The 26,115-nt window shown below is 70.1% G+C and carries 26 protein-coding genes; 11 read left to right on the forward strand and 15 right to left on the reverse strand.

What is annotated here, in order from left to right:
- Window positions 1-8: 8 nt before the first annotated feature.
- Entirely contained in the window at window positions 9-587 is a 579-nt protein-coding gene (locus FBZ83_RS31415) for a phosphatase PAP2 family protein (protein WP_186466047.1), read from the reverse strand.
- Between the two features lie 678 nt (window positions 588-1,265).
- Here FBZ83_RS31415 and FBZ83_RS11715 point away from each other — a divergent pair.
- Window positions 1,266-2,198, forward strand: coding sequence for a replication protein RepA (locus tag FBZ83_RS11715; RefSeq protein ID WP_014238998.1), 933 nt, complete (start codon window positions 1,266-1,268; stop codon window positions 2,196-2,198).
- A gap of 105 nt (window positions 2,199-2,303) precedes the next feature.
- On the opposite strand, the gene FBZ83_RS11720 is transcribed toward FBZ83_RS11715, so the two are convergent.
- The 3 genes from FBZ83_RS11720 to FBZ83_RS11730 all read right to left on the reverse strand — a co-directional run bounded on the left by FBZ83_RS11720 (window position 2,304) and on the right by FBZ83_RS11730 (window position 6,713).
- Window positions 2,304-2,705 (reverse strand): hypothetical protein, encoded by a 402-nt coding sequence (locus FBZ83_RS11720; protein WP_145682718.1) that lies wholly within the window; start codon window positions 2,703-2,705, stop codon window positions 2,304-2,306.
- A gap of 215 nt (window positions 2,706-2,920) precedes the next feature.
- Complete coding sequence (locus FBZ83_RS11725; RefSeq protein ID WP_145682720.1) at window positions 2,921-4,030, reverse strand: ABC transporter substrate-binding protein; 1,110 nt, start codon at window positions 4,028-4,030, stop codon at window positions 2,921-2,923.
- A gap of 181 nt (window positions 4,031-4,211) precedes the next feature.
- Entirely contained in the window at window positions 4,212-6,713 is a 2,502-nt protein-coding gene (locus FBZ83_RS11730; RefSeq protein WP_145682722.1) for an ATP-binding protein, read from the reverse strand.
- Between the two features lie 194 nt (window positions 6,714-6,907).
- Here FBZ83_RS11730 and murJ point away from each other — a divergent pair, with 194 nt between their 5' ends.
- The 3 genes from murJ (at window position 6,908) to FBZ83_RS11745 (ending at window position 10,338) form a co-directional block, all read left to right on the forward strand.
- A complete protein-coding gene (gene murJ / locus FBZ83_RS11735; RefSeq protein WP_145682724.1) occupies window positions 6,908-8,482 on the forward strand; it encodes a murein biosynthesis integral membrane protein MurJ in 1,575 nt (524 codons plus the stop codon).
- Window positions 8,483-8,543: 61 nt separating this feature from the next.
- Window positions 8,544-9,542 carry a tryptophan--tRNA ligase gene (gene trpS, locus FBZ83_RS11740; protein ID WP_014238993.1) on the forward strand — a complete coding sequence of 333 codons (999 nt, stop codon included), beginning with the start codon at window positions 8,544-8,546 and terminating at the stop codon, window positions 9,540-9,542.
- Between the two features lie 178 nt (window positions 9,543-9,720).
- The gene (locus FBZ83_RS11745) at window positions 9,721-10,338 is read left to right on the forward strand and encodes a pyrrolidone-carboxylate peptidase (protein ID WP_145682726.1); all 618 of its coding nucleotides are present in this window, start codon (window positions 9,721-9,723) and stop codon (window positions 10,336-10,338) included.
- Window positions 10,339-10,351: 13 nt separating this feature from the next.
- Here the strand turns inward: FBZ83_RS11745 and FBZ83_RS11750 are convergent, their stop codons facing one another.
- From FBZ83_RS11750 to FBZ83_RS11765, 4 genes are all read right to left on the reverse strand, one after another.
- A complete protein-coding gene (locus FBZ83_RS11750; protein WP_145682728.1) occupies window positions 10,352-11,113 on the reverse strand; it encodes a YkgJ family cysteine cluster protein in 762 nt (253 codons plus the stop codon).
- 15 nt (window positions 11,114-11,128) lie between these two features.
- Window positions 11,129-11,608 carry a YchJ family protein gene (locus tag FBZ83_RS11755; protein ID WP_145682730.1) on the reverse strand — a complete coding sequence of 160 codons (480 nt, stop codon included), beginning with the start codon at window positions 11,606-11,608 and terminating at the stop codon, window positions 11,129-11,131.
- Between the two features lie 97 nt (window positions 11,609-11,705).
- A complete protein-coding gene (locus FBZ83_RS11760) occupies window positions 11,706-12,107 on the reverse strand; it encodes a MarR family winged helix-turn-helix transcriptional regulator (RefSeq protein ID WP_145682733.1) in 402 nt (133 codons plus the stop codon).
- A gap of 394 nt (window positions 12,108-12,501) precedes the next feature.
- Window positions 12,502-12,702: a hypothetical protein gene (locus FBZ83_RS11765; protein WP_137139539.1), complete on the reverse strand. Its 201-nt coding sequence runs from the start codon at window positions 12,700-12,702 to the stop codon at window positions 12,502-12,504.
- A 305-nt stretch (window positions 12,703-13,007) separates the two neighbouring features.
- On the opposite strand from FBZ83_RS11765, the gene catB reads away from it, so the two are divergent.
- Entirely contained in the window at window positions 13,008-13,643 is a 636-nt protein-coding gene (gene catB / locus FBZ83_RS11770; RefSeq protein WP_145682735.1) for a type B chloramphenicol O-acetyltransferase, read from the forward strand.
- A gap of 79 nt (window positions 13,644-13,722) precedes the next feature.
- On the opposite strand, the gene FBZ83_RS11775 is transcribed toward catB, so the two are convergent.
- On the reverse strand, window positions 13,723-14,409 hold the full coding sequence (locus FBZ83_RS11775) for a TetR/AcrR family transcriptional regulator (protein WP_145682738.1): 687 nt from the start codon (window positions 14,407-14,409) through the stop codon (window positions 13,723-13,725).
- 150 nt (window positions 14,410-14,559) lie between these two features.
- Between FBZ83_RS11775 and FBZ83_RS11780 the strand changes: the two genes are divergently transcribed.
- From FBZ83_RS11780 to FBZ83_RS11790, 3 genes are all read left to right on the forward strand, one after another.
- Window positions 14,560-15,312, forward strand: a complete 753-nt coding sequence (locus FBZ83_RS11780) for an SDR family oxidoreductase (protein WP_211101650.1) — start codon at window positions 14,560-14,562, stop codon at window positions 15,310-15,312.
- A 205-nt stretch (window positions 15,313-15,517) separates the two neighbouring features.
- Window positions 15,518-16,723 carry an OpgC family protein gene (locus FBZ83_RS11785; RefSeq protein ID WP_145682740.1) on the forward strand — a complete coding sequence of 402 codons (1,206 nt, stop codon included), beginning with the start codon at window positions 15,518-15,520 and terminating at the stop codon, window positions 16,721-16,723.
- Window positions 16,724-16,881: 158 nt separating this feature from the next.
- Window positions 16,882-18,399, forward strand: a complete 1,518-nt coding sequence (locus tag FBZ83_RS11790; RefSeq protein ID WP_247888271.1) for an alpha/beta hydrolase — start codon at window positions 16,882-16,884, stop codon at window positions 18,397-18,399.
- 3 nt (window positions 18,400-18,402) lie between these two features.
- On the opposite strand, the gene speE is transcribed toward FBZ83_RS11790, so the two are convergent.
- Together speE and speD are read right to left on the reverse strand one after the other, a co-directional pair.
- Window positions 18,403-19,263: a polyamine aminopropyltransferase gene (gene speE, locus FBZ83_RS11795; RefSeq protein WP_145682742.1), complete on the reverse strand. Its 861-nt coding sequence runs from the start codon at window positions 19,261-19,263 to the stop codon at window positions 18,403-18,405.
- The gene (gene speD, locus FBZ83_RS11800; protein ID WP_145682744.1) at window positions 19,260-19,769 is read right to left on the reverse strand and encodes an adenosylmethionine decarboxylase; all 510 of its coding nucleotides are present in this window, start codon (window positions 19,767-19,769) and stop codon (window positions 19,260-19,262) included. The genes speE and speD overlap by 4 nt, the downstream gene beginning before the upstream one ends.
- Before the next feature lie 208 nt (window positions 19,770-19,977).
- On the opposite strand from speD, the gene FBZ83_RS11805 reads away from it, so the two are divergent.
- Window positions 19,978-20,739, forward strand: coding sequence for a gamma-glutamyl-gamma-aminobutyrate hydrolase family protein (locus FBZ83_RS11805; protein WP_145682746.1), 762 nt, complete (start codon window positions 19,978-19,980; stop codon window positions 20,737-20,739).
- Window positions 20,740-20,827: 88 nt separating this feature from the next.
- Here FBZ83_RS11805 and FBZ83_RS11810 read toward each other — a convergent pair whose 3' ends face one another.
- Window positions 20,828-21,322 (reverse strand): MarR family winged helix-turn-helix transcriptional regulator, encoded by a 495-nt coding sequence (locus FBZ83_RS11810; RefSeq protein ID WP_094301349.1) that lies wholly within the window; start codon window positions 21,320-21,322, stop codon window positions 20,828-20,830.
- A gap of 397 nt (window positions 21,323-21,719) precedes the next feature.
- On the opposite strand from FBZ83_RS11810, the gene FBZ83_RS11815 reads away from it, so the two are divergent.
- Complete coding sequence (locus tag FBZ83_RS11815; RefSeq protein ID WP_145682748.1) at window positions 21,720-22,403, forward strand: fumarylacetoacetate hydrolase family protein; 684 nt, start codon at window positions 21,720-21,722, stop codon at window positions 22,401-22,403.
- A gap of 25 nt (window positions 22,404-22,428) precedes the next feature.
- The gene (gene xth / locus FBZ83_RS11820) at window positions 22,429-23,223 is read left to right on the forward strand and encodes an exodeoxyribonuclease III (RefSeq protein ID WP_145682750.1); all 795 of its coding nucleotides are present in this window, start codon (window positions 22,429-22,431) and stop codon (window positions 23,221-23,223) included.
- A 4-nt stretch (window positions 23,224-23,227) separates the two neighbouring features.
- Here the strand turns inward: xth and FBZ83_RS11825 are convergent, their stop codons facing one another.
- From FBZ83_RS11825 to FBZ83_RS11835, 3 genes are read right to left on the reverse strand one after another with little or no spacing between them, the layout of a single operon-like run.
- The gene (locus FBZ83_RS11825; protein WP_145682752.1) at window positions 23,228-23,815 is read right to left on the reverse strand and encodes a histidine phosphatase family protein; all 588 of its coding nucleotides are present in this window, start codon (window positions 23,813-23,815) and stop codon (window positions 23,228-23,230) included.
- Complete coding sequence (locus FBZ83_RS11830; RefSeq protein ID WP_145682754.1) at window positions 23,812-25,074, reverse strand: glycosyltransferase family 4 protein; 1,263 nt, start codon at window positions 25,072-25,074, stop codon at window positions 23,812-23,814. Before FBZ83_RS11830 ends, FBZ83_RS11825 begins: the two co-directional genes overlap by 4 nt.
- 31 nt (window positions 25,075-25,105) lie before the next feature.
- Window positions 25,106-26,086 carry a sensor domain-containing diguanylate cyclase gene (locus FBZ83_RS11835; RefSeq protein WP_145682756.1) on the reverse strand — a complete coding sequence of 327 codons (981 nt, stop codon included), beginning with the start codon at window positions 26,084-26,086 and terminating at the stop codon, window positions 25,106-25,108.
- Between the last annotated feature and the right edge of the window lie 29 nt (window positions 26,087-26,115).

A 26,115-nucleotide genomic window follows, 5' to 3' on the forward strand; every position in this document is an offset into this window, starting at 1 on the left:
GCCGGGCCTCAGGACAGCGTGTCCTCCGCCCAGCCGTCGAGCGCCTTGGCGGCCAGGCCGGCCAGCACGCCGGTCGCCATGCCGGCGGCGTAGTCGGACGCCCAGTGCCGTTCGGTGGCGAGGCTCGACCAGCCCACCGCCGCGGCGAAGCCCAGGGTGACCATGGTTTCCGGGGAGAGCCCGCGGTTCAGCCCGACCGCCGTGGTCAGCGCCGACACGTTGATGGCGTGGCCGGAGGGGAAGGAGGCGTGCTTGCCGTCCGCCTTGCCCCAGCGGCTGGGGTCGCGGCCCTCGTTCGGGCGGGCGCGGCAGACGACGCGCTTGATTCCCTTGCCGGCCACCGTCCCCAGCGCGATGGCGAGCAGCCCTTGCCGGGCGAGGCGTGACCAGCCCGGCTTCTCCATGCCCAGCCCGGCGGCCCACAGCGCCCCCAGCGCCGGCATCAGCACCATGCGGGAGCTGGGCACCTGAAGCCCGTCGCGCAGGGCCGGCACCTCCGCGCCCAGGGCGACGGCCTTGCGGCGGGCGGTTCCGTCCAGCCCGTTCACGCCGTCCAGAACGCGGTCCGTGAAACCCTCGTCGCTCATCTCGCGGATCTCCCAAAGCACGCCTCCATCACCGCGGAGGCCAAGCGTAAACAGCCGCGCTGGCGTTTCGTGCCCGCATGGTCCCGCAAGGCAGGGGTGCCCGGCCTGGGGGCCGTCTTGGCAATCGCCGACCGTTCCAACATCGGCCACACAATCCCTCTCCCGCCCCGGGAGAGGGTGGCGCTGAAGGCGCCGGGTGAGGGTCGTTCGAGGATCAACGAGCCGATCCTTGCCCGCACCCTCACCCTTCCCACGCTGCGCGTGGGCCCCTTCCCTCTCCCGGGTCGGGAGAGGGAGGAGTCGGCGATTGCCAAACCGGCCCGCCGTGGCGCCTTGGCAATCGCCGACCATCCAGCGGTCCCGGCCAGACATCGCCAAGACCACTCCATGAATTCCCGAGTCGCGACTCGCCCGTCCCGCCCCGCCTTGGCAATCGCCGACCAATGCCCGAGTCGCCTTAAGTCTGGGCCGAGTCATCGATGATTCCCACATGGTCCCTTGGCGAACGCCGACGAGTCTTCTGGCAATCGCCGACGCACCCCCGAGTCGTCCCCAGGCAATCGCCGACCTAGCAAATAGACTCCAGCAATTAGGTCTCAATTAGCCTCGTCGGCGATCGCCAAATGGACTCTCCCGGCGGTGCATGTTCGACTGCAGGCAGAATGGACGGGGGGACCTATGGGCGACGTGCACCAACTCATCATGACGCATGGCCGGCGCGAGGCGCGGAACCTCGTGGACCCGAAGCGGGCCAGCGTCGTCGATGTCGCGGCGGCGGTGCTGGAGGACGAGTCCAACGCGCTGGGCATCACCTACTCCGGCTTTTGCCTGACCAGCCTGCCCCACCGGAAGCTGGCGCCGGACGCCGAATGGCGCCGCGACCAGGGCCGCGTCACCCTGCTGGTCGAGCCGGGCAAGGAACGCAAGCGCGACGGCAGCCTGATGCCGGTCGGTGTCCCCTACGGCGCCAAGGCGCGGCTGATCCTGCTTTATCTCCAGACCCGCGCCATCCAGGACAACAGCCGCGAGATCGAGCTTGGCCGCTCGATGAACGACTGGCTCGACCGCATGGGCGTGTCGGCCGGCGGCTCCACCTACAAGGCGGTGCAGGAGCAGGCGACCCGCATCAACCTGTGCCGCCTGACCTTCTTCTGGGACAAGGACGGGGCCGAGGGCTTTGCCAAGGAGAACATCGTCAACGGCGGCATCCGCCTGCGCGACGACGACGGCCAGGGCACGCTGTGGCGCGAGACGGTGCAACTGTCGGAAACCTTCTTCGCCGCGCTGAAGCGCTCCCCCGTCCCGATCTGGGAGCCGGCGATCCGCCACATCGGCGGCTGTTCCATGGCGATCGACGTCTATGTCTGGCTGGCCTACCGGCTGCACGTGCTGCGCGACCCGATTCCGGTGACCTGGAAGGCGCTCTTCACCCAGTTCGGCGGCGGCTACAAGGAGCTGAAGCACTTCAAGCCGGAGTTCCGCGTGGCGCTGGACCTCGCGCTGGCCGTCTACGAGGCGGCGCGGGTGGAGTTCTCCGACACCGGCGTCCTCCTCTACCCGTCGCCTCCGCCGATTCCGGAGCGCAAGATCCTCCCCGCCGCGCGCGGGTGAGTCGGCGGCGGGGCAATCGGCGGCGGGTCAGTCGGCGATTGCCAACCCAACCGGCTCCGGAATCGGAGTCGGCGATTGCCAGAGTCCCGGCGGCCGAGGCGACGCCTACCCCGCCTTGAAGGCTTGCACGTTGCCGCCTTCCCGCGTGTAGACCTGCATCGGCCGGCAGCTCTCGTCCATCTTGACGATGAGGACGCCGGCCTTGTCGCGCGGATAGAGCCACATCTCGTACTGCGACACCCGCGCGCTCGGCCCGGTGCGCGCCTCGCTGTAGATCGCGGTCCGGAACTGCCCGACCGGAATGCCCTCCCCGGCGAGGACCGACGCGGCGGGGCGGTTGCACGGCCCCGTCACCATGGCGTTCAGCGCCTCCACCGCTCCGGGTGCCGGCTCCGCGGTGCGCGGCGGCCCCAGCGAGGCGCAGGCGCCGAGCCCGAGAAGGCCGGCGCACAGGATGATCCCGGTGGTGCTGCGAGTGCGCGAAAGGCGTCCGGCGTGGCGATGCATCGCGGCCTCCCTGCCCAATGGCGGAGTTGTTGGCGGTGTGTGGTGACGGTGTGCGGTTACCTCTGCGCAAACACGGCGGCGGTGAAAAAGGTTCATGCCGACCTTTGGCAATCGCCGACCTTCCGAAGAATCGGGCGCGCCGGGGATCAGGCGGACAGAAAAAAGGCGGGGCACCGAGGCCCCGCCTTCCTTGCCGACGAATCAGCCAAGCGGACTCAGTCCACCTGCACCTTCTCGCCGTTCTTCCAGGCCCAGAACACGTAGCCCGGCTGCTTCAGGTCGCCCTTGTCATCGAAGGACAGCGACCCGACCACCGTGTCGAAGGACGGGCCGGCGCGCAGGGCCTTCGCCACGGCGTCGGGCTTGGCGCTGTTGGCCTTCTGCACGGCCTCCGCATAGGTCTGCACCGCGGCGTAGGCGAACAGCGTGAAGCCGTCGGTGCGGATGTTCTTGGCCTGCAGGGCCTCCACCACCGGCTTGGCGGCGGGGTTGCGCTGCGGGTCGGGCGAGAAGGTGAACAGCGTGCCTTCCGCCGTGTCGCCGGCGATGTTCCAGTAGGACTGCGGCTGGATGCCGTCGGCGCCGATGATCTGCGGGCGGAACTGCTGGTCGGCGGCCTGACGGGCGATCAGGCCCAGCTCCTGGTCGTAACCGCCGTAATAGAGCACGTCCACGCCGTCCGACTTCAGGCGGGTGATCAGCGCGGAATAGTCCTTCTCGCCGGCGGTGATGCTGGTGAAGGCGGCCTCGGTGATGCCGGCGGCGTTCAGGCGGCGCTTCACGTCGTCGGCGAGGCCCTGGCCGTAGGCCTGCTTGTCGTGGACGATGGCGACCTTCTTGCCCTTGTAGCGGTCGGCGATCAGCTTGGCCGCCACCTCGCCCTGCTGGTCGTCGCGGCCGCAGACGCGGAAGACGTTCTTCAGACCGCGGTCGGTGAGCTGCGGGCTGGTCGCGGTGGGGGAGATCATCACGATCCCCTCCTCGCCATAGACGTTGGAGGCGGCGATCGAAGCGCCGGAGCAGACATGGCCGATCACCGCGGCGACGTTCTGGCTCACCAGCTTGTTGGCGGCGGCCACCGCCTGCTTGGCGTCGCAGGCGTCGTCGGCGATGGTCAGGACCAGCTTCTGGCCGAGCAGCCCGCCCTTGGCGTTGATGTCGGCCACGGCGGCCTCGACCCCGGCGCGGGTCTGCTCGCCGTAGGCGGCGGCGGCGCCGGTCATCGGACCGGCCAGCGCGATGGTGATGTCGGCCTGGGCGGCCCCGGCCCACAGGCCGACCCCCAGGGCGGCGGCGGCGGTCACAGCCAGCTTCGCACGGATCATGGGTGGATTCCTCTCTCCGGGAACAGGTTCTTTTTATCGAACGCTTTCGGGTCGGAGACGGCGGACGCTGCCTCCGAAACGGGCAGACAAGCAAAGCGGCGGGTCCGGCGCAATGGGCAAACAGGCACGGGCTGCCGCACGCCCGGCGCATGACACGGTTTTAGGATGGCGAAAGGCCGGTTCAGTCAACCAATTCGCGCGGCGCCGCGCCGGACGGCACCGGTGGGCCCAGCGCGGCCGGGGCCAGGGCCAGGGCGATGGCCCGGCGCAGGTCGTCGGCCAGGACGGGCTTGTGCAGGATGCTGAACTTGCCGGCCTCGGCCTCGGCCAGACGCTCCGGAGCGGTGTCGCCGGTCACCAGGATACCGGGGATCGGGCGCTTCGACCGCCGCCGCACCTCGCGGATGGCCTCGGTGCCGGTGTGCCCTTCGCCCAGACGGTAATCGGCGACGATCACGTCGGGATCGGGGTGGCGGCGCAGCGCCTCCACCGCCTCGCCGAAGCTGGCGGCGGGAAACACCTCGTGGCCCCATTGCCGGATCATCGCGCACAGCCCCTCGCGGACGATGGGATCGTCCTCGACCACCAGCACGCGGGCGCCGGCCCGCATGCGGGCGGTCACGGGAAAGTCCTCCGGCAGCGTCTCGGCGGGATCGGGCGGTTCGGCGAGCGGCACCTCCACCCGGAAGACCGAGCCGCGCCCCGGTTCGGAGCGCAGGCTGACCGGATGCTCCAGCATGCCGGCCAGCCGGCGCACCACGGCGAGCCCGAGGCCAAGCCCCTGGTCGCGGTCGCGGCTGGCGTTCCCGACCTGGACGAACTCGTGGAAGATGTCCTCCTGCCGGTCGGTGGGGATGCCGATGCCGGTGTCCCACACCTCGATCCGCAGCAGCGCGCCGCGCCGCCGGCAGCCGACCAGGATGCGCCCGCGGTTGGTGTAGCGCAGGGCGTTCTCCACGAAGTTCTGCAGGATGCGGCCGAGCAGCATCGGGTCGCTCTCCACATGGGCGCCGCAGGGCATGATGTGCAGCAGAAGCCCCTTGCGCACCGCCACCGAGCGGCTGTTGGCGGCCACACGATCCAGCAGCTCGGTCACCGGGAAGACCGTGCGCTTCGGCTCGACCGCCCCGGCCTCCAGCCGCGACACGTCCAGCAGCCCGTCGAGCAGCATCTTCAACGCGCCCAGCGCGCGGTCCATGGTGGTGAGGATCTTGCGCATGGCGGGGTCGGTGGCGCGTGTGGACAGCGCCTCCATCAGCAGCATCAGCGACTGCACGGGCTGGCGCAGGTCGTGGCTGGCCGCCGCCAGAAACTTCGACTTGCCGATGTTGGCGCGGTCGGCCTCCCGCCGCGCCTCGGCCAGCGCGGCCTGGGCGGTCTTGTGCTCGGTGATGTCGCGGACGGTGGCGATCACGCTGACCAGCCTCCCGCCGGGACCGCGCACCGGCGAGGCGCGCAGCTCCAGCCAGACCTCCGCCGCGCCGCGTCCCGCGGCGCCCGGACGGACGAACTCCGCGCGCGTGTCCCCGGCGTCCTCGGCGCCGTCGCACAGCGGGCACAGGCCCTCCTCGTCCTCCATCAGGCTGCCCAGCACGTCCCGCGTGGCGCGCCCGTCGGCGGCGCCGGGAGCGATCCCCATCAGCCGCGAGAAGGCAGGGTTGGTGTAGACCACCGGCACGCCGGGCCGGGTGGCGTCGGCGATCAGGATGCCGTCGCCGCTCCACTCCATGGCCCGGTTGCGGATGCGCAGCGCCCGGTCGCCATGGCGGCGCCGCTGAAACTCGACCAGGAAGGCGGTGGTGAACAGCAGGATCACCGCGGTGGTGGCGGCGGCCCAGACGATCGAGACGAAGCGGTTCTGCCGCCACGCGCCGAACACCGTCTCCACCGACTCGCCGACCACCGTCACCAGCGGGTAGTCGGCGGAGGCGCGGAAGGCGTAGATGCGCTCGACCCCGTCGACCGGGCTGACGACGCGGTGGTGACGGACGGTTCCGCTGCCGGCCTCCGGCCACAGGCCGGAGCCGCGGAAGCTGCGTCCGAACACTTGGTCCTGAAGGGCTTGGCGGGCCAGCAGCGGACCGTCGGCTCGGGCGATGGCGACCGAGCTGTCGCGCGGCAGGTCCAACCGGCCATAGAAGCGGGAAAAGATTTCCGCCGGGACGTCGATCACGGCGACGCCGCGGAACGTCCCGTCCGTCCCCTCCAGCCGGCGCGACACCGGGATGAAGACGTCCATCGTGCCTGGGCTGACGAAGGGCAGGCCGATGACGAACCCCTTCTGGTTCCCCTTCCGGTGGGCGCCGGACTTGTGCCGGGCGAACTCCTCCCACTCCAGCACCGGGTTGCGGGTGGTGGTCCGCCCCAAGCCCATGGACAGCCAGCTGTTCGCGTCGTAAATCCGGATGGAGGCGGCCAGCCCTTCCTCGAACGACCGCCGGGTGGGAATCAGGAGCGGAATGTCCTTCTCGACATGGGAGGCCACGTCGATCAGCAGATCGTCCAGCCGGCGGAAGGTGGCGATGGCCTGTTCCTCGACCAGCTGCGCCATCGCCGCCGTGTGCTGGCGGGTGGTCTGGTCGAGGAAGCGTTCCTCGCGGTCGATGCGGGTCAGCAGCGTCCACCAAAGCGCCGCGATGGCGACGGCGACGGCAACGGCGGGAAGAACGAGACGGGCATCCATCCCCCGCGGAAAAGCGATCCATCGTCGCACTGCCGACCTCAAACACTGCCCAACACGCATTATGCGCCAGCCGACTTCCCTCTTCAATGGACAACCCGGCGACCAATGATACAAAAAGTAGAGAATAATCAAACTTTTGCGGGTTGTTTGGCGACGCTGCCGCGGGGACTGGCGGCGAACCGGGCGGCCGGCGGATGAGCTTTGCCCGCGCCATCGCCACCGTCGGCGGCCTGACCCTGCTCAGCCGGCTGGCCGGCTTCGCCCGCGACATCCTGACCGCGGCGGTGCTCGGCGCCGGGCCGGTGGCCGACGCCTTCTTCGTGGCGCTGAAACTGCCGAATTTCTTCCGCCGCCTGTTCGCGGAGGGGGCTTTCAGCGTCGCCTTCGTCCCGCTGTTCGCGGCGGAGCTGCAGCGCAACGGCCGGGCCGCCGCCGTGGCCTTCGCCGAGCAGGCGCTGGCGGTCCTGCTGTGCGTGCTGCTGCCCTTCACGGCGCTGGCCATCCTGGCGATGCCCGCGCTGATGCACGTCCTGGCGCCCGGCTTCGTGGACGAGCCGGCGAAGTTCGCGCTGGCCGTCGACATGGCGCGGCTGACCTTTCCCTACCTGACGCTGATTTCCCTGGTGGCGCTGCTGGGCGGGATTCTGAACGCGCTGGACCGCTTCGGCCCCTTCGCCGCCGCGCCGATCGCCTTCAACCTGACGCTGATCGCCGCCTTGCTGACCGCGCCGCGGCTGGGGCTGGAGCCGGGACGGGCGATGGCCGCGGCGGTGACGCTGTCCGGCGTGGTGCAGCTGGTCTGGATGGGCTGGGCCTGCCGGGCGGCGGGGGTGACGCTGCGGCTGACCCCGCCGCGGCTGACCGAGGGGATGCGCCGCCTGTTCCGGCTGGTCGGGCCGGGGGCCATCGGCGCCGGTGTCATGCAGATCAACCTGTTCCTGAACGTCGTCCTGGCCTCGCTGCTGCCGTCGGGCGCGGTGTCCTTCCTCTATTACGCCGACCGGCTGAACCAGATGCCGCTGGGCGTCATCGGCATCGCCATCGGAACCGCGCTGCTGCCCGTGCTGGCCCGTTACGCCGCGGCGGGGGACGAGCGGATGGTCCGCCACTACCTCAGCCGCGCCTTGGAGTTCAGCCTGCTGCTTGGCCTGCCGGCGGCGGTGGCGCTGGGGGTAGCCGGGGCGCCCATCGTCTCGGTGCTGTTCGAGCGCGGCGCCTTCGGCCCGGCGGAGGCGCAGGCGACGGCCTGGGCGCTGGCCGCCTACGCCATCGGCATCCCCGCCCATGTCATCGTCAAGGCGCTGAACGCCGCCTTCTTCGCCCGCCAGGACACGGCGACCCCGGTGCGCGTCGCCGTGGTGGTGACGGTGGCCAACCTGGCGCTGGGCGTCGCGCTGATGCCGGTGCTGGGCCATGTCGGGATCGCGCTGGCCACCGGGCTGACCGCTTGGTTGAACCTCGCTTTGCTGGCCCACGCGCTGCGCCGCCGGGGGTTCCTGCAGCTGGACGGGCGCTTCCTCGGCCGCGCGCCGCGCATCGCCGCGGCGGCGCTGGGCATGGGGGCGGCGCTCCTGGTCGGCGCGTCCCTTCTGGCCTCTGGGCTGGAGGCCGCGTCCACCCTGGTCCGCTTCGGCGCCCTGGCGCTGCTGGTCGGCGGTGGCGTCGCGGTGTTCGGGGCTCTGGCGCAGCTGACCGGCGCCACCGATCTGGCCGACCTGAAGGGCTTCCTGCGCAAGGACACTCCGGAATTGGAGCCGCCCGTGTCTTGACCCCGCCCGGTTCCGGCGCGATAACAGCCGCCTCCCAGAAGTTTCGAGCGAGAGTCCTCCCGTGAACCGCATCTTCTCCGGCATGCAGCCGACCCGGCAGCTTCACCTCGGCAACTATCTGGGGGCGCTGCGCAACTGGGTCGAACTGCAGAACAGCTACGAGTGCATCTTCTGCGTCGTCGACCTGCACGCGCTGACCATCGACCAGGACGCGGAGGTCCTGCGCAACAACATCCGCGAGGTCACCGCGGCCTACATCGCCGCCGGCATCGACCCGGAGAAGAACATCCTCTTCAACCAGTCCTTCGTCCCGGCCCATTCGGAGCTGGCCTGGATCCTCTCCTGCCACACGCCGCTCGGCTGGCTGAACCGCATGACGCAGTTCAAGGAGAAGGCCGGCAAGCAGAAGGACATGGCGAATCTCGGCCTCTACTCCTACCCGGTGCTGATGGCCGCCGACATCCTGCTCTACAAGGCCACCCACGTCCCGGTGGGCGAGGACCAGAAGCAGCATCTGGAGCTGGCCCGCGACATCGCCGGCGCCTTCAACCGCCGCTACGACACCGAGTTCTTCCCGCTGCCCGAGCCGCAGATCCTGGGCGAGGCGACGCGCGTGATGTCCTTGCGCGACGGCACCAAGAAGATGAGCAAGTCGGACGAGTCCGAATATTCGCGCATCAACATGACCGACGACGCCGACACCATCGCGACGAAGGTCCGCAAGGCCAAGACCGATCCGGAGCCGCTGCCGGACAATCTGGCCGACCTGGAGAAGCGTCCGGAGGCCGACAACCTCGTGACCATCTACGCCGCCCTGTCCGGCCAAACGCGCGAGCAGACGGTGCAGCAGTTCGCGGGCGCCCAGTTCTCCGGCTTCAAGGCGGCGCTGGTCGACCTGTCGGTCGCCAAGCTGGCCCCGATGACCACCCGCATGAAGGAGCTGCTGGACGACAAGGCGGAGATCGACCGCCTGCTGCGCCGCGGCGGCGAGCGCGCGGCGGCCATCGCCGAGACGAACCTGAACGGCGTAAAGGACATCATCGGCCTTCTGCGTCCCTGAGCCGTAACCTTCTCCCCTCCGGGGAGAGGGTGGCCCGAAGGGCCGGTGAGGGGGTTGCGCTTTTGCCGGACCTACCGACACGCGCACCCCCCTCACCCTAACCCTCTCCCCAGAGGGGAGAGGGGATTTGGAACGCGATCGTTTTGGTCCCTGCCCCACCGACCGAAAGGCGTCCGCCGTGACGGCTCCCATCCTGCTCACCGGGTTCCAGCCCTTCGGGGATCACGCCGTCAACCCGACGGCGCTCCTCATGGAGCGGCTGGCCGGCGAGCCGGGGATCGTCACGGCGGTCCTGCCGGTCGAATACGACGCCTGCGGCGCGGCCTTCGCCGCCTTGCTGGAGGAGCACCGGCCCGCCGCCGCCCTGTGCTTCGGGCTGGCCGCCGGGTCCGAGTACATCAAGATCGAGCGGCTGGCCTGGAACCGCGACGAGAGCGAGCAGGCCGACAACGCCGGGGTGGTGCGCACCGACGACGCCATCGAGCCGGACGGGCCGACCGCCTACGGCTCCACCCTGCCCGTCCCCACGCTGGTCCGCGAGCTGGCCATCGCCGGCCTGCCGGTGACCTTCAGCGACCATGCCGGCGGCTTCGTCTGCAACCACCTGTTCTACCGCGCCCGCCATGCGATCGAGACGGCGGACCTCGACATTCCTATGGGCTTCATCCACCTGCCGCCGCTGCCGGAGCAGGTCGCCGACCAGCCCGGCCGCTCCGGCCTGACGCTGGACCAGCAGGAACGGGCGCTGCGCGTGCTGGTCGGGCTGCTGCGCCAGGGGCTGGGGATCGCCGCCTGACCCGGCGGACCGATCACCCCCGCTGCGCCAGCCGCTCCATCTCCTTCGCCCAGCCCGCGTAGTTCTTGTGGAAATCGGCCAGCGCCGGATCGTTCCGGGTGCGCTCGGCCATCGCCTGCATCAGCGGCGCCTGGGCCGCCGCCAGTTCCCGCGCGTCGGTGCGCCGCGTCGCCGTCAGGAAGGAGGACAGGCTGGTCACCAGCTTTCCCCCCGCCGGGGCCGCGGCCATCTTCGCCAGATCGTTGACGATCCACGGCATGTATTTCAGCACATAGTCGGCGTAGGTGCGCATGACCGGCGCCTGCTCCAGCAGGTCGGCGCGCTCGCGGTCGAAATCCGTGCGGTTGAGGATGGCGTGGTTGCGGTAGACGACCGGCGCCTCCGCCGAGACGTCGCACTCCCAGCCCTTGCGCGGGACCAGCAGGTCGGCCTGATCCTTTTCCTCGCGGTAGGGGTAGAAGGGCATGGTCCGGCAGCGCGACGGCTTGTCGGCGTGGATGCCGCAGAGATTGTCCGGCTGGAGCGCGGGGCAGGGAAAATGGTTCGGCAGGTAGGCGGTGGGCTGGATCAGCACCGCCACCGTCTTGCGGTTGGGCAGCCGCACGCTGGTGCCCAGCCGGGTGGCGAGGTCGTAGGATTTCGCGTTCGACCGCACCACCGTCCAGACCAGCGCCAGCGGGAAGCGGATGGCGTGGGCCACCGCGTCGGTGAGCGTCAGCGGCAGCAGCCCGTGGCAGCATTTTCCGCAGGCGGTGCAGGCGAAGCGCGGTTCCATGGTCCGGGTCCGCCCTCAGCGGCCGCAGCAGGCCTTGAACTTCTTCCCCGACCCGCAGGGGCAGGGCTCGTTGCGGCCGACCTTGACGACCCGGCGCGGCTCGCCCTTCGGGTTCACCTCGCCCGCGCTGTAGAGCCACTGGCCGTCGATGCGGCGGAAGGAGGCCCGCTCGTGGTGGCGCATGTCCTGGCCGTCGCGGCGGAACTGGATGAGGAATTCGACAATGCCCTCGTCGCCCTCCTCCGTCGCGCGCAGCACGTCGAGCCGCTGCCAGTCGCACTCGTCGGCCACCCGCTCCGCCTCGGCGCGGTTGAAGTCCTCGCGGATCTCCGGCGCGTGGGTGCGCTCCACATGGTCGAGGTCGTGGCGCACGAAGGCGGTGTAGCGCGACCGCATCAGCGCCTCGGCCGTCGCGGCGGGCGCGCCGGCCAGGATCGGGCCGCAGCAGGTCTCGAAGGAAAGGCCCGAACAGCAGGGGCAGGCGGAGGAGGTCATGGCGCGCGGGTCCGTCGGTGGGTCCGGGGCTGGTGTGGCAGGATGGGCCACCCCGGTCAAGCGCTGCGGACCGAACACAACGGATGGGCAGGGTAGGTCAGGCCGAACGGGCGCGGCGCGGTTCGGACGGGGTGTGGACCGCCGGCTTCACGATGGCGCGCAGCTCCTCGAGGAAGGCGCGGCCGGTGTCGGTGAGCGTGACGATCTTGCGGCGGCGTTCGCGCGGGTCTTCCTGGGCCTGGACGAGGTCGAGTCCGGCCTTCCCGAAGCTGTGCCAGCGGCTGAGCGCGGCGACGTTGCGCGACGCGGAGGATTGGGCGATGCCCAGGCGTTCCGCAAGCTCGCCGATGGAAATCCCTTCGTTCTGCGCGATCGTCATGAAGGACAGCGCGTACTGGATCGGCAGGTCGGGATCGAGCTTGCGAAACGCCTCGAGCACATGGACGACGGTGGTCACCTCGTCAGGGCGAACCCCGTCAGGGCGAATATGGGCCGGCATCAGCGACCCTCCCCGAGCGAGGACCCCATCGGGCCGGTGTGTAGATGATGTTCAGGCGTCCAAGCCATATCACGAATTCCCCGTTATCCCGCCGGGCGTCGAAAAAACGATCCGGAGAGGCCCAGTGGGCGTGCTCAACGAAGACCGAACGACCGCAAAACCCCAAAAAGACACACATGGCTTCCTCTCGATATCCGGAATTCGCGTTCCAATGCGCTGGGTTGAAGAAGGGAGCCGTTAGCTCGCCGGGCGGTATGGGCGGACCAATCGCCCTGTCGGCGATTCGGGGTGGTGGGTACGATGGCTTTCATCGTGGTCTCCGTGGGTTGAAGGAAGGCAGGGGTTGAAGGAAGGCGCGGCCCCGAAGGGAAACCGCAGGATCGGGTATCGCCTGTCAGCGGTACGCTTGCAACGTCAAAAATGACCGGGCGTCAGAAAGGTTCCGTTCCCGGATGTGTTGGGCCGGGACATAGCCCGCTTCGGTTCCGTCCAGCCCGATGTCGCGCCGCAGATGGGCGCTCAGCGTCTCCACGCCGGCGTCGTCGCCGTCGCGGTCCAGCCACTGCCGCAGCAGGGCGTTCCACAAGGTCTGCATGACTCCTCTCCTTGGTGCAGAGAAGCAATTAATCCGCTATCGGATGATTTCCGTCAAGCCCGATTACAGCGTGCCGGACCAAGTGGTTGGGCTGCTCCGCCTTCGCCCTTGGCGAACCGCCTTTTCCACGGTATGGAGTCCCGTCATGAAGGCGACCCCAAGTACCACCGGCATCGTGCTCTGACGCGTCCGACGCGCGGAGCCTGAACGCGCGCCCCCCGGAAGGGGAGCCCGCGGTGTGTCCCTGCGCCCGCGCGCAGGCAAAAGGCCGCCGGATCGGCGGCTCACAAGCCGTGAGTGGTTTGATGGAAAACGTCTTCGAAAGCCCGTTCAAGGGCATCACGCTGGACCAGCAGGTCACCAACCCGAACATCGTCGTTGGCCGGTACAGCTATTATTCCGGCTATTATCATGGCCACAGCTTCGACGACTGCGCCCGGTTTCTTCTCCCGGACGCGGGCGTCGACCGGTTGGTGATCGGCAGCTTCTGCTCGATCGGGTCCGGCGCGGCCTTCATCATGGCGGGTAACCAAGGCCACCGGAACGACTGGATCAGCACCTTTCCCTTCTTCTGGATGCCCGAGGTGCCGGCGTTCGCCGGCGCGCGGAACGGCTATCGGCCGGCCGGCGACACGGTGATCGGCAATGACGTCTGGATCGGGTCGGAAGCCATCGTCATGCCCGGCGTCACCATCGGTGACGGCGCCGTGATCGGCACAAGGGCGCTGGTGACACGGGACGTCGAGCCCTACGCGATCGTGGGTGGCAACCCCGCCCGGGTGATCCGCAAGCGCTTCGACGACGCTCTCATCGCGCTGCTGCTCGAGATGAGGTGGTGGGATTGGTCCGATGACCAGTTGCAGGGCGCCATGCCGATCCTGACCAGCGGCGACGTCGCGCTTCTGCACCGCCACTGGCAGGACGTGATCAAACCCACCTGACGGCAACCTTGTCGGCTTCGCCTGTTCATCGGCAGGCGAAGCCGATCCCCGTGAACGACGCCGGACGCGTCCGGAACGCTCAAGGGGCCGGGCGGCCGCCGACGCGGGCGTCCCAGCCCAGCATCGCCACCTCGGCCACGGCCTCCAGCTCGGCGCGCTCCGCGCCGTCGCGGGCGAGGATCGACATGCCGGCCTGCACCGTCTGCACGAAACGGGCGAGCGCGTGGAGATCGACCGAGGCCGGAATCTCGCCCTCGGCCACGGCCCGCGCCATACGCTCCGTCAGGATATCGACCGCCGAGGCGCGCGCCGACCGCACCACCTCGCCCAGCTCGGCGTGCCCCTCGCTACCGACCGCGGAGAGCGTCACCATGCAGCCGCGCGGGATGTCGCCGCGGCAGCCGGTGAGCGCCGCAGCCGAGTCCATCAGCAGGCCCATGACAGCCTCGCGGGCGGTGTCGGCGGTGAAGAAGCGCCCCCAGACCAGCCCCTCGTGGCTTTTGCGGTAATGGTTCAACGCCTCGACGTAGAGCGCCTCCTTCGATCCGAAGGCGGCGTAGAGGCTGGGCGAGCCGATTCCCATCGCCTCCGTCAGGTCGGCGATGGAGGTCGCCTCGTAGCCCTTGGTCCAGAACAGCCGGGTCGCCTGGGTCAGGGCGGCCTCGCGGTCGAAGGCGCGCGGCCGTCCACGCCCGCGGGCGGGCGGCGTGCCGGCCGTCTGGGCGGTCCTGTCATCGGTGCGCGGGGTCGGACGTGATTTCTGCATCGATCACTATTTAATCCCGCCGCCGCGTGGGGGCAATGGCCTCGGACAACGGTGTTCTATTTCTGTGTCGATCAATACAAAAAAAACATTGACCGAGGCGCCGAACACCTCTAGCTGTTTTTGTATCGATCGACACAGAAAGGCCGGATCATGGGTGAGCCGATGGGTGAGTTGGTTGGCAAGCGCGCGCTGGTGACGGGCGGTTCGCGGGGCATCGGCGCCGCCATCGCGCTGGCGCTCGCCGCCAAGGGCGCGGATGTGGCGATCTCCTACGAGCGGTCGGCCGAGCGCGCCGCCGAGGTCGCCCGGGCGATCGAGGCGAAGGGCCGGCGCGCGGTCGCCATCCAGGCCGACAGCGCCGATCCGGCGGCCATGGCGGAGTTGGTCCGTCAAACGGTCGAGGGGCTCGGCGGCCTCGACATTCTGGTCAACAACGCCGGCATCGCCCGCCAGGGCCTGGTCGCCGAGATGAGCCTCGCCGACATCGACGCGCTTCTGGACGTCAACGTGCGCGCCGCGGTGCTGGTGGCGCAGGCGGCCATCCCGCATCTGAACGAGGGCGGACGCATCGTCTTCATCGGGTCGTGCCTCGCCGACCGCATCACCGCGCCGGGCGTCACCGTCTATTCGATGACCAAGTCGGCGCAGATCGCCCTGACGCACGGCCTCGCCCGCGAACTCGGCCCGCGCGGCATCACGGTGAATCTGGTCCAGCCGGGGGCGACCGACACCGACATGAATCCGGCGAACGGCGATCATTCCGAAATCCTGCGCTCGCAGACGCCGCTCGGTCGTTACGGCCAGCCGGAGGACGTGGCGGCGGCGGTGGCCTTCCTGGCCAGCCCGGCGGCGCGGCAGATTTCCGGGGCCACCCTGACGGTGGACGGCGGCCTGAACGCTTAGCCTAATCCGGAACAGGTCCGGGGAAGCCTTTGGTTGAAAAGGCTCCCCGGACGTCACCGGCCAAGGATTAACGATCCGTTAACGGCGAATATGGGGCGACCCGAGGAGCGCCAACGCCAGCAACGGAGACGCCACAGATGCGGCACGCACCGATGAAAACGGCCGATTCCCCCGCCACCCGGCCGCCGCCGCAGGGTGCCGCCCGATGAGCCGTTCCGCGACGCTCGACGGGCTGCGGGGGTATTTCCTCGTCTTCATGATGGTGAACCACGTGGTGCTGGCCGGCGGCGTCCTGCTCGCCAAGGTCAACCACGCCGAACTCGGCTATGTGCAGGACGCCCAGGGCTTCGTGCTGCTGTCGGGCATCGTCGCCGGGATGTACTACACCCGCGTCTGGACCCAGCGTTCGCCCGAAGCGGCCCGGCGCCGTCTGTTCGCCCGCGCCCGCGAGCTGTACGTCTCGACCATGCTGGTGATCGCGCTGGTCACCGCCATGGTGGTGCTGGTCCCCGGCGCGCGGGAGCCGCTGGGCGGATTCCTCGGGCATCTGGCCGGACTGGAGCCCGGCACCCTGCTGGCGAGCGCGCTCCTGCTGCATTCGCCGACCTTCACGGATCTGCTGATCCAGTACATTCTCTACCTCGCGGCGACGCCGCTGCTGCTCCGCCTGATCCTCGACGGCCACGCCCGCAAGGTCGCGCTGGGCAGCGCCGCGCTGTGGGCCGCCGTGCAGATGGGCCTGCATGTGCCGGTGCTGAGCGCGCTCGACGCTGGCCTGGGGCGGCTCAGCGACGGTCTGGCGGTGCGCGGGCCGTTCAACCCGCTCGCCTGGCAGGTGCTCTACGTCGCCGGGCTGCTGATCGGCAGCGCCGTGCAGCGGGGCCGCTTCGACACCGACCGCTGGTTCCCGGTCGAGCGGCCGCCCTGGCTGGTGCCGGCGCTGGTCACCGTGGTGGTCTGCGCAGCCTGGCACCTGTCCTTCGTCCACGAGCTGGTCAGCCCGATCGTCGGCGAGCGTTTCCTGCGCTACGTCGACCGCACGGAGTTCAGCCTCGTCTACCTCGCGAACTTCGCGGCGCTGGCCTATGCCGTGTCCTGGCTGCTCATCGCCGGGCCGCGGTCGTCCCACCCGGTCGCCGCCGGCACCGCACGGCTGCTCACCGCGCTGTTCAACCTGCCCTTCCTCCGGCTGCTGGGGCGGCACTCGCTGCAGGTCTACCTGTTCCACGTGCTGGTCGCCTACGCGATCCTGCTGATCGACCTGTTCGGCGGCCCCTTCAACCAACTCACCAAGGCGGTCCTGCTGCTCGCCAGCGTCGCCAGCCTCGCCATCCCCGCCCTGTGGCGCGAGCGGAGCCGCGCCAAGCCGGCGGAGCAGGGCGCCGTCCGGATGGGCTCGTCCCAAGGCTGAGCGCGCCGGGGGCTTGGACGGACGGGACCCGTCTTGTCCTGGACAAGCCCGCCCCGCTGGGTCAAAGAGAAAGCATCGAAAGGGGTGGGACGGGTGGAAGGGTCATCGCCCGGCCGATCCCCGCCCGCCCCTGCGCTGCTTGAGGATGATCGACCCGCGTGACGAGACGCGCCCATCATCGGCGGTTGGGGACTCTGGCCGCCGCCCTGCTGGCGGTGACGCTGGCGCCCGCGCTGGCCCCGGCGCCGGCCAAGGCCGACCCCCGCTTCGTGCCCGGTCCCTGCTGGTTCTCTGTGCCGGAGGGCGAGGCCGCGCTGTGCGGGACCGTCGGCGTGCCCGACCGGCGCGACCGGCCGGCGACGCGGGCCTTCCGCCTGCCGGTCGTCGTCCTGCTGTCCACCGCCAAGCAGCCGTCCCCCGACCCCGTCCTGTTCCTGGAGGGCGGCCCCGGCGCCTCCCCCTTCGGCAGCGGCGAGGCGGTGGAGGAGCGGATGGAGGTGTGGTGGTCGCTGACCGCCGGGTTCCGCCGGTCGCGCCACGTCGTGCTGTTCGATCCGCGCGGCGCCGGGCGGGCCGAGCCGGACACCGACTGCCCGGAGCTGGACGTGCTGGGCGCCTCGCCCCGCTTGCGCCCGGTGTCGCGGGACCGCCGCGCCACGCTGGAGCGCACGGCCATCGCCGCCTGCCGCGACCGCTTCACCGCCGCCGGGCTGGACGGCGCGATGTTCACCACCCCCATCGCCGCCGACGACGCCATGGACGTCGCCGCGGCGCTGGGCGCGCCGCGGGTCAACCTGTTCGCCGTGTCCTACGGCACGCGGGTGGCGCTGGAGATCCTGCGGCGCCACGGCGGGCGGGTGCGCACGGCGGTGCTCGATTCCATCTACCCGCCCGACGTCAACGCGACGGAGGAGGCGCCCTGGCTGGTGCAGCGGGCGTTCAAGCGGCTGTTCGACGACTGCGCGGCCAACCGCGTGTGCCGCGCCGCCTATCCGGACCTGGAGCGCCATCTGCTGGAGCTGGTGGAGCGGCTGGGCAAGGCCCCGGTGGACGTGCCGGTGGGCGACCCGGAGATCCCGCGCTGGGCGCGGCTGGACAGTGGCGCCGCCCTGTCGGCCCTGCTGGAGGCGATGGCCGAGGGCGAGAGCGTGCCCCGCCTGCCCGCCCTGATCGAACGGGCGTGGCGCGGGCGCTACGACCGCCTGACCGACTGGGTCCCCGCCCCCTGGCTGGGCGACCCCGACTCGGCGGAGGGCATGGCCTTTTCCATCGAATGCCGCGAGACGGTGAATCCCGCCGACCCGCTGCGGCTGGCCGACGCCGCCCGCCGCTTCGCCCCCTACGGCGCGGTCACCGCCGACGATCCCGGCCGGCGCGTCTGCGCCCAATGGCCCGCCGCCGCGCAGGAAGCGTCGGAGCGGCTGCCGGTGGCCAGTGCGGTGCCGGTGCTCCTGCTGTCCGGCGCCTACGACCCGCTGACCCCGCCGGAGTGGGCGGAGCGCGCCGCGACGACCCTGCCGAAAAGCCGGCACCTCGTCTTCCGCAGCGCCGGGCATCTGGTCACCGCGTCGGACGACTGCGCCGTCGCGGTGGCCGCCCAGTTCGTGGAGTCGGAAACCCTGCCCGCCAACGCCTGCCCGGCGGCGGCCAAGCCGCCGGGGTTCCAGCCGCCATAAACCCTACTTCAGCGCGTCCAGCATGAAGGCCGGCAGGGCGAAGCTGGCGACGTGGATGTCGGGCGTGTAGTAGCGGGTGGTCAGCCCCGCCGCGGCGAAGCGCGGGCGGATCGCCTCCGCCGTCTGGCGGCGCAACGCCGCGTCGTCGGTGGCCCAGCCGAAGGCCATGAAGCCGCCGTAGTAGCTGGGCACCGGCGCCACGAAGAAGCTTGCGTCCGCGAACAGCCGGCCCAGCCGCCGGTGGCTGTCCTTCAGCTCGCCCGGCTGGAGGAACGGCACGCCGTTCTGGGTGACCAGCACGCCGCCGGGGGTCAGCCGGGCCTTGCAGTCGGCGTAGAACTCCTCGGTGAAGAGGACCGCGCCCGGCCCGTGGGGGTCGGTGGAATCGACGATGATGACGTCGAACCGCTCCGCCGTTTCCTTTACGAAGGCGCAGCCGTCGGCGATCACCAGATCGGCACGCGGGTCGTCGAAGGCACCGGCGCTGATGGACGGCAGATGGGCGATGGACAGGTCGACCACCGAGCGGTCGATCTCCACCATCGTCACCCGTTCCACCATCTTGTGCTCCAGGCAGCGGCGCAGCATGCCGCCGTCGCCGCCACCGACGATCAGGACGCGGCGGACCCGCCCATGCGCCAGGATCGGCACATGGGTCAGCATCTCGTGATAGACGAACTCGTCGCCTTCCGTGGTCTGGACGACGCCGTCGAGCGCCATCACGCGGCCAAGCACCGGGTTCTCGAAGATCACCAGGTCCTGGAGGGCGGTGCGGTCGCGGTGCAGGACGCGGCCCATGCGCAGGCGCTGGGCCACGTCCTTGTGCAGCGTCTCGTCGTACCAGCCGGAGCCGGAGTCGCTCATGACCCGGTTTCGCCGCGCAGCAGCTCGTCGCACTTCACGCCGGTGGGCTTGAAGGCGCGCTCCAGCACCGGAATGGCCTTCATGGGCTGGGCGTCGCCGCACATGAAGATGTCCAGCGCGGCGTAGCCGCGTTCCGGCCAGGTGTGGATGCTGATGTGCGACTCGGCGAGCACCGCCACGCCGGAGACGCCGCCGTTCGGCGTGAAATGGTGCAGGTGGATGTGCAGGAGCGTCGCCCCCGCCACCTCGACCGACTCGATCAGCGTGGAACGGACATGGTCCAGCTCGTCCAGACGTTCGGCACCCCACAGATCGACGATCAGATGGGTGCCGGCGCAGACCTTGCCATCGCGGACGATGAAATGGTCTTTGCGGTCGTCTTGAGATTCCCTCCAGGGACCGGAAGTGATGTTGGTCCGGTTGGAGATTTGACCTTCCGTTTGGGCTTTCCTTGGATCGCTTCCCAAGTCCATCCCCAATTGGAAGAGAGAAGCGGTCTTCGCCATCGTTCTCCCCCATCAGCAGATGTTCCGCGCAAATGGCGCGGAGGAGGGGGGCATATGGGACAAATTCGCATGCGAATCAACACAATTCTGTCCCCGCATCCCCTTTGTGCTTGGCGGCGGGCCTCTGGCGCGCTGTGCGGCGGCGGCGCATAATCGCCCGGCCGCCGCCTTCCGGAGCGGTCCGGAATCCTGCCTGGAGGTCCCCGCCATGAACCGCAAGCCGCTGATCGGCGTTCCCGCCTGCGCCCGCATGATGGGCGAGCATCCCTTCCACGTCGTCGGCGACAAGTATGTGCGCGCGGTGTCGGACGGGGCCGGCGGCATGCCGCTGCTGATCCCGGCGCTGGGGACGGCGCTGGACATGGACGAGGTGGCGGGACGGCTCGACGGGCTGCTGGTCACCGGAAGCCCGTCGAACGTCGAGCCGCACCGCTACGGCGGGTCGCCCAGCGAGCCGGGCACCCTGCACGACCCGGAGCGCGACGACACCACCCTGCCGCTGATCCGCGCCGCGCTGGAGATGGGCGTGCCGCTGCTCGGCATCTGCCGCGGCTTCCAGGAGCTGAACGTGGCGCTGGGCGGCACGCTGCACCAGCGGGTGCACGAGGTGCCGGGCTATTCCAACCACCGCGAGGACAAGGAGGCGCCGCTGGCCGTGCAGTACGGGCCGTCGCACAGCGTCCGGCTGACCCCCGGCGGCGTGCTGGAACGGCTGGCCGGCGGCGCGGCGGCGGTGACCGTCAATTCCCTGCACGGGCAGGGCGTCGACCGGCTGGCCGACGGGCTGATCGTGGAGGCGATGGCCGAGGACGGGCTGGTCGAGGCGGTGCGCGTGGCGGGGGCGCCGGCCTTCGCGCTTGCCGTGCAGTGGCACCCGGAATGGCGGTTCTGGGAGAATCCGCTGTCGGCGGCGATCCTGCGCGCCTTCGGAAGCGCCGCCGCCGACCGGGCAAGCCGGCGCCTTTCCTGAAAGATAGTTTCAGGACAATAGATTAGGTCAACAATCGGCGGGTGCCGCGTGCCCAGGAATTGGGCACGCCGCCCTTACGCCATCGCCCTCAGCCGGCCCGCGAGATGCGGCGCAGGAAGTCGATGAGCTGCGCCTGCTCCTCGGTCGAGAGATCCTTCACCATGGCCTTGTCATGAGCCTGGATGCGCGGAATCAGCTCGTCCAGCAGCTTCTCCCCTTCCGGGGACAGGCGGAGCGCGTAGGAGCGGCGGTCGTTGGGCGAGGGCGCCCGGATGACGAGGCCGCGCGACTCGAGCCGGTCGATGACCGCGACCATGGTCGAACGGTCGATGCCCACCGCCGAGCCCAGGTCGGACTGCGACAAGCCCTCGTTCTCCTTGATCATGATCAGGACGCCGAATTGCCCCGGCGTCATGTCGTGGGGCGCCACAGCGTTCTGGAAGCTCTGGAACACAGCCACCTGCGCCTTGCGCAGATTGTAGCCGACGAGCTCCGGCAGAGGGCCGAGGGCCATCTTTCCGGTCTTGCTCGGACGCTGGCGGGTGCGCCGGTCCGAGGGGGTGGGGCGGTCGATGTCGGTCAACGTGAAAGCCGTCGTTTATTGACTAGTCTATTGGTAGTGTAAAATGCAGGCAGGTGCCGATTTTGTCAGCAAGAACCACACAATCCGCATCATTTGCATAGCACCCATTCCCGTTGCGCATTGGTTCGGCCCGGAAGCGGCTCCACCTCTAACCCTATGAAGTGATCGCGCTCCTGACCCCGGCCCCCCCGGAAACAGGCATGCCGGCGCGGTTGCCCGCCGACGGTTCATTCCCCTGCCGCAGACGGGTTCCGAACACGGAGCTTCCGACGCCCGGTCCCCCCCAGACCGGGCGTCTTCGCGCCAAAGCCCCGGCCCGACGGCTGGGGCTTTTTTCTGGTGCTCTTTCCGGTAGGGTGGTTGCCCGAACCGCACCCCTCCGAAAGAAAGGCGCGCCATGGCCTACGCCATTCCCCTGTGGCCCCAGCCCACCGTTCCGGTCGCCGGCGGCGATCCGTTCCCGGTCCGCCGCATCTACTGCGTCGGCCGCAACTACGCCGCCCACGCGCGCGAGATGGGCGCCGATCCGGACCGCGAGCCGCCGTTCTTCTTCATGAAGCCGGCCGACGCCATCGTCGCCGACGGCACCGCCATCCCCTACCCGCCCCGGACCACCAACCTGCACCATGAGATCGAGCTGGTCGTGGCCATCGGCACCGGTGGGCGCGACATCCCGGTGGAGCGCGCGCTGGACCATGTCTACGGCTATGGCGTGGGGCTGGACATGACCCGCCGCGACCTGCAGAACGCGGCGAAGAAGGAAGGCAAGCCCTGGGACATGGGCAAGGGCTTCGACCAGTCCGCCCCCTGCGGCACGCTGCGCCGCGCCGCCGACATCGGCCACCCCGACAAGGGGTCTGTGACGCTGTCGGTCAACGGCGAGCTGCGCCAGAAGGGCGATCTGGCCGACCTGATCTGGACCGTGTCCGAAACGATTTCCTACCTGTCGGGTCTGGTCGAGCTTCAGCCGGGCGACCTGATCTACACCGGCACGCCGGAGGGCGTCGGCCCGGTGGTCGCCGGCGACCGGCTGGAAGGCGCGGTCGAGGGCGTCGGCACCATCGCCGTCACCATCGCCTGACATCGGCAATACGGATCACCGGACGATGCGCATCGCCACCTGGAACATCAACTCCGTCCGCATGCGGATGGACCTGCTGCTGCGCCTCATCGACGAGACGCAGCCGGACGTCATCTGCCTGCAGGAGACCAAGGTCGTCGACACCGACTTCCCGATGGCCCCGCTGGCCGGGAAGGGCTACGTCCACGCCCACATCCACGGGATGAAGAGCTACAACGGCGTCGCCATCCTGTCGAAGCTGCCCTTCGCGTCGCGCGACGTGCAGCACTGGTGCGGCAAGCAGGACTGCCGCCACGTCTTCGCCGAACTGCCCGGCGGGATCGAGCTGCACAGCGTCTACATCCCGGCGGGCGGTGACATTCCGGACCCGGAACAGAACGACAAGTTTGCCCACAAGCTTCAGTTCGTGGACGAAATGACCGAGTGGTGGACGACCCGGCGCAGCCCGGACCGCCGCATGGTCATGGTCGGCGACCTGAACATCGCGCCGCTGGAGAACGACGTCTGGAGCCACAAGGAGCTTCTGAAGATCGTCTCCCACACCCCGGTGGAGGTGGCGAAGCTGACGGCGATGCAGGCGTCCATCGGCTGGGTGGACGCGCTGCGCCACTTCGTTCCGCCCACCGAAAAGCTCTACACCTGGTGGAGCTACCGCGCGAAGGACTGGGCGGCCTCCGACCGCGGCCGGCGGCTGGACCACATCTGGGTCACCCCGCCGCTGAAGGACGCGCTGACCGGCCACCGCGTCCTGCGCGAGGCCCGCGGCTGGGAGCCCAAGCCCTCCGACCACGTTCCGGTGATGGTCGATCTGGCCCTGTGATCGGTTAACTTTCCGCGGCCAGCGGCACGTTCATCGCCACGACCGACGGCGTCCCATCCTCCGCGACCCGGAAGCGGTGGGCGCAGCCGTCGGTCAGGCGGTGGGCCGGCTTGCCCACCATGTCCCAGCCGGTGGCCAGCGCATAAAGCGCCCGCATCACCCCATTGTGGGCCACCGCCCCGGTCGGCACGCCCCCGGCGCCCACCTCGGCCAGCCAAAGGATCAGCCGGTTCTGCACGTCGCGCGGGCTTTCTCCGCCCGGCGCCCGGAAGTCGAGCCCCATCCGCTCGCGGTCGGCGGTCAGGGCGCCACTCGACCGCAGCTCCTCCAGCAGGCGGCCTTCCCACTCCCCCCAGCCCATCTCGACCAGACGCGGTTCGGGTGCCGGGTCAAGGCCGAGCAGCCGGGCCGTCTCCCAGGCCCGCCGCTTCGGGCTGGCGACCCAGCGGTAGCCGAGAACGTCCGGCGGCAGTTTCCAGGTGGCGACTCGGGCGCGGCCCTCGTCGGACAGCGGCTCGTCGATGCCGCCCTGGAGACGGTGCGCGGCGTTCCAGGCGGTCGGCCCGTGGCGCAGGATGATGAGGTCGGTCATGGTTTCCCTTTCCGCGCGGCGCCCCGGACGACTCCGTCCAGAACCTCCATCGCGTTGGTCAGATCGTGCTCCGCTTCGGTGATGCGGCGCGCCGCCCCGCCAAAGCGGCGGCGTCTCCCAGGATCGTCGAGCAGCGCCCGGACGGCGGCGGCGAAGGCCGCCGCGTCGCCCACCGGCGGCAGCAGGCCGGTCACCCCGTCGCGCACCACGTCCGGCACCCCCCCGGTCCGCCCCGCCACGACGGGCAGCCCGGCGGCCTGCGCCTCCAGCAGAGCCATGCCGTAAGCCTCGTTCACCGCCGGCCAGACCATCAGGTCGGCCGCGGCGTAGAGCGCGGCGAGGGCATCCGAATCTTGCTGGCCGAGGAATCTAACCCCCTCCCCCGCCCAGCTCTCGCGCAAACCAAAGGTTTGCGCTGACGCGGCAGGCGGACCTTCGGTCCGCCGAGAGCGGGGGAGGGTTGGGGTGGGGGCAAGTGTGCCATCCCCGAACATCGCCTCAATCCGAGCGCGAGCAGGGCCGTCGCCTGCGATCAGCAGATGCGAACCGCTTGCCCCCACCCCGGCCCTCCCCCGCTGGGCGGGGGAGGGAGAGAGGGCTTCGGCCAGGATTTCGTACGAACGCTCCTTGTCGCCGCCGCGCATCATGCCGACGGCCAGCAGCCAGGGAATATCCGGATTCAAACCGTAACGCTCGGCCAGCGCCGCCCGGTGCCGGGTGCGCTCCGCGGCGGCGGCCGCGAAGGGGCGCGTGTCCAGGAAAGGCCGCAGCCGCACCAGACGGTCGGGCGATTGCAGCAGCGGCAGCACCCCCTCGGCGTCGTGGCCGGCGAGGTTGACCACAGCGGCGGCCTGCCGGATCGCCGCCTCGGCGGCGCGATGGCCGGCGGCGAAGGGACCGGTGGCCCGCTTCCCCGCAAAGGACGCCTCCGCCACCACATAGGGAATGCCGAAACGGCGGCTGACCGCCGGGCCGATCCAGTCCGGCGCCTTGTGATACAGGTGATAGGTGAACCAGAGGTCCGGCGGGTCGTCCCGCCAGCGCCCCGTCAGCCGGTCGGCGCAACGCGCGCCCAGCGCCGCCAGACGCTCCGCCCGGCCCGGACGGCGCCCGTCGTCCCAGCTGCGCAACGTGCAGGCCAGAGTCACGCTGTGCCCGGCCCCCTCCAGCGCAGCCATCAGCAGCCGGGCCATGCGGCGGTCGCCCGACGGCACCGGGTGGGTCGGGGCTTTCAGCGGGGCGTAGAAGGCGATGCGCATCGCGGCCCCGGTGTCGTGATGGGAAGAATGCTCAGAAGGGGGTCGGTTCCAGTGCGCAGACGACCCGGTTCCGCCCGGCGGCCTTGGCGCGGTACAGCGCCTCGTCCGCGCTGGACAGCATGGCGTCGACGTCGCGAGTCCCCGCCGCGCAGCAGGCCACGCCGATCGACACGGTGAAGCGCACCGCCTGATCCCCCGATGGCACCGCCAGCTCCGCCGTGCGCCGGCGGATGCGCTCCGCCACCATGCGCGCCCCGGCGACGTCGGTGTCCGGCAGCAGGATGGCGAACTCCTCGCCGCCGGTGCGGCCCAGCAGGTCGTTCTCCCGCAGCAGGGCGCGTCCGGCGGCGGTGAAGGTCCGCAGCGCCTCGTCCCCCACCGCATGGCCGTGGGTGTCGTTGATGCTCTTGAAGTGGTCGAGGTCGAGCATCAGCAGCGTGACCGGCCGGCCGTGGCGGCGGGCGCGAGTCAGCTCCTGCTCCGCCGCCTCGACGAAGTGGCGGCGGTTGGACACGCCGGTCAGCGGGTCGGTGATCGAGAGCCGGCGCAGCCGTTCCTCCGACTCCTTCAGCGCTGTCACGTCGTTGATCAGGACGTAGATGACCGGCAGCCCGTCCCACGGCAGGGGCGACATGCTGACCTGGACGCAGGTCCGCTCCCCATCGGTGGACACCATCACCCCGTCCTGCGACCGCACCAGTTCGCGCTTGCGCAGGCAGCGCAGGAAGGCGTCCCGCTGGTCGTCGATGCCCGATTCCTCGACGAAGTCCAGGAAATGGCGCCCGACCAGGGCGTCGCCGCTCTGGCCCAGGATGCGCGCGGCCTCCTGGTTGGCGAAGACGATGCCCATTTCCTGATGGATCAGCAGCCCGGCGGGCAGCAGGTCGAGCATGTTGCCCAGCTTGCTGCGCGTCAGCGACAGCTCGTGGCTGGTCGCCACGGCGTCGCTGTCGTCGTCGAAGTCGATAAAGGAAAGGGTGTCCAGTTCGGAAGAGGCGTACAGACTCGACATGACGTCGCAAAGGTGGAGCAAAGCCGCAC

The organism is Azospirillum brasilense, from assembly GCF_007827815.1.
In the GTDB taxonomy this organism is placed as follows: Bacteria; Pseudomonadota; Alphaproteobacteria; order Azospirillales; family Azospirillaceae; genus Azospirillum; species Azospirillum brasilense_C.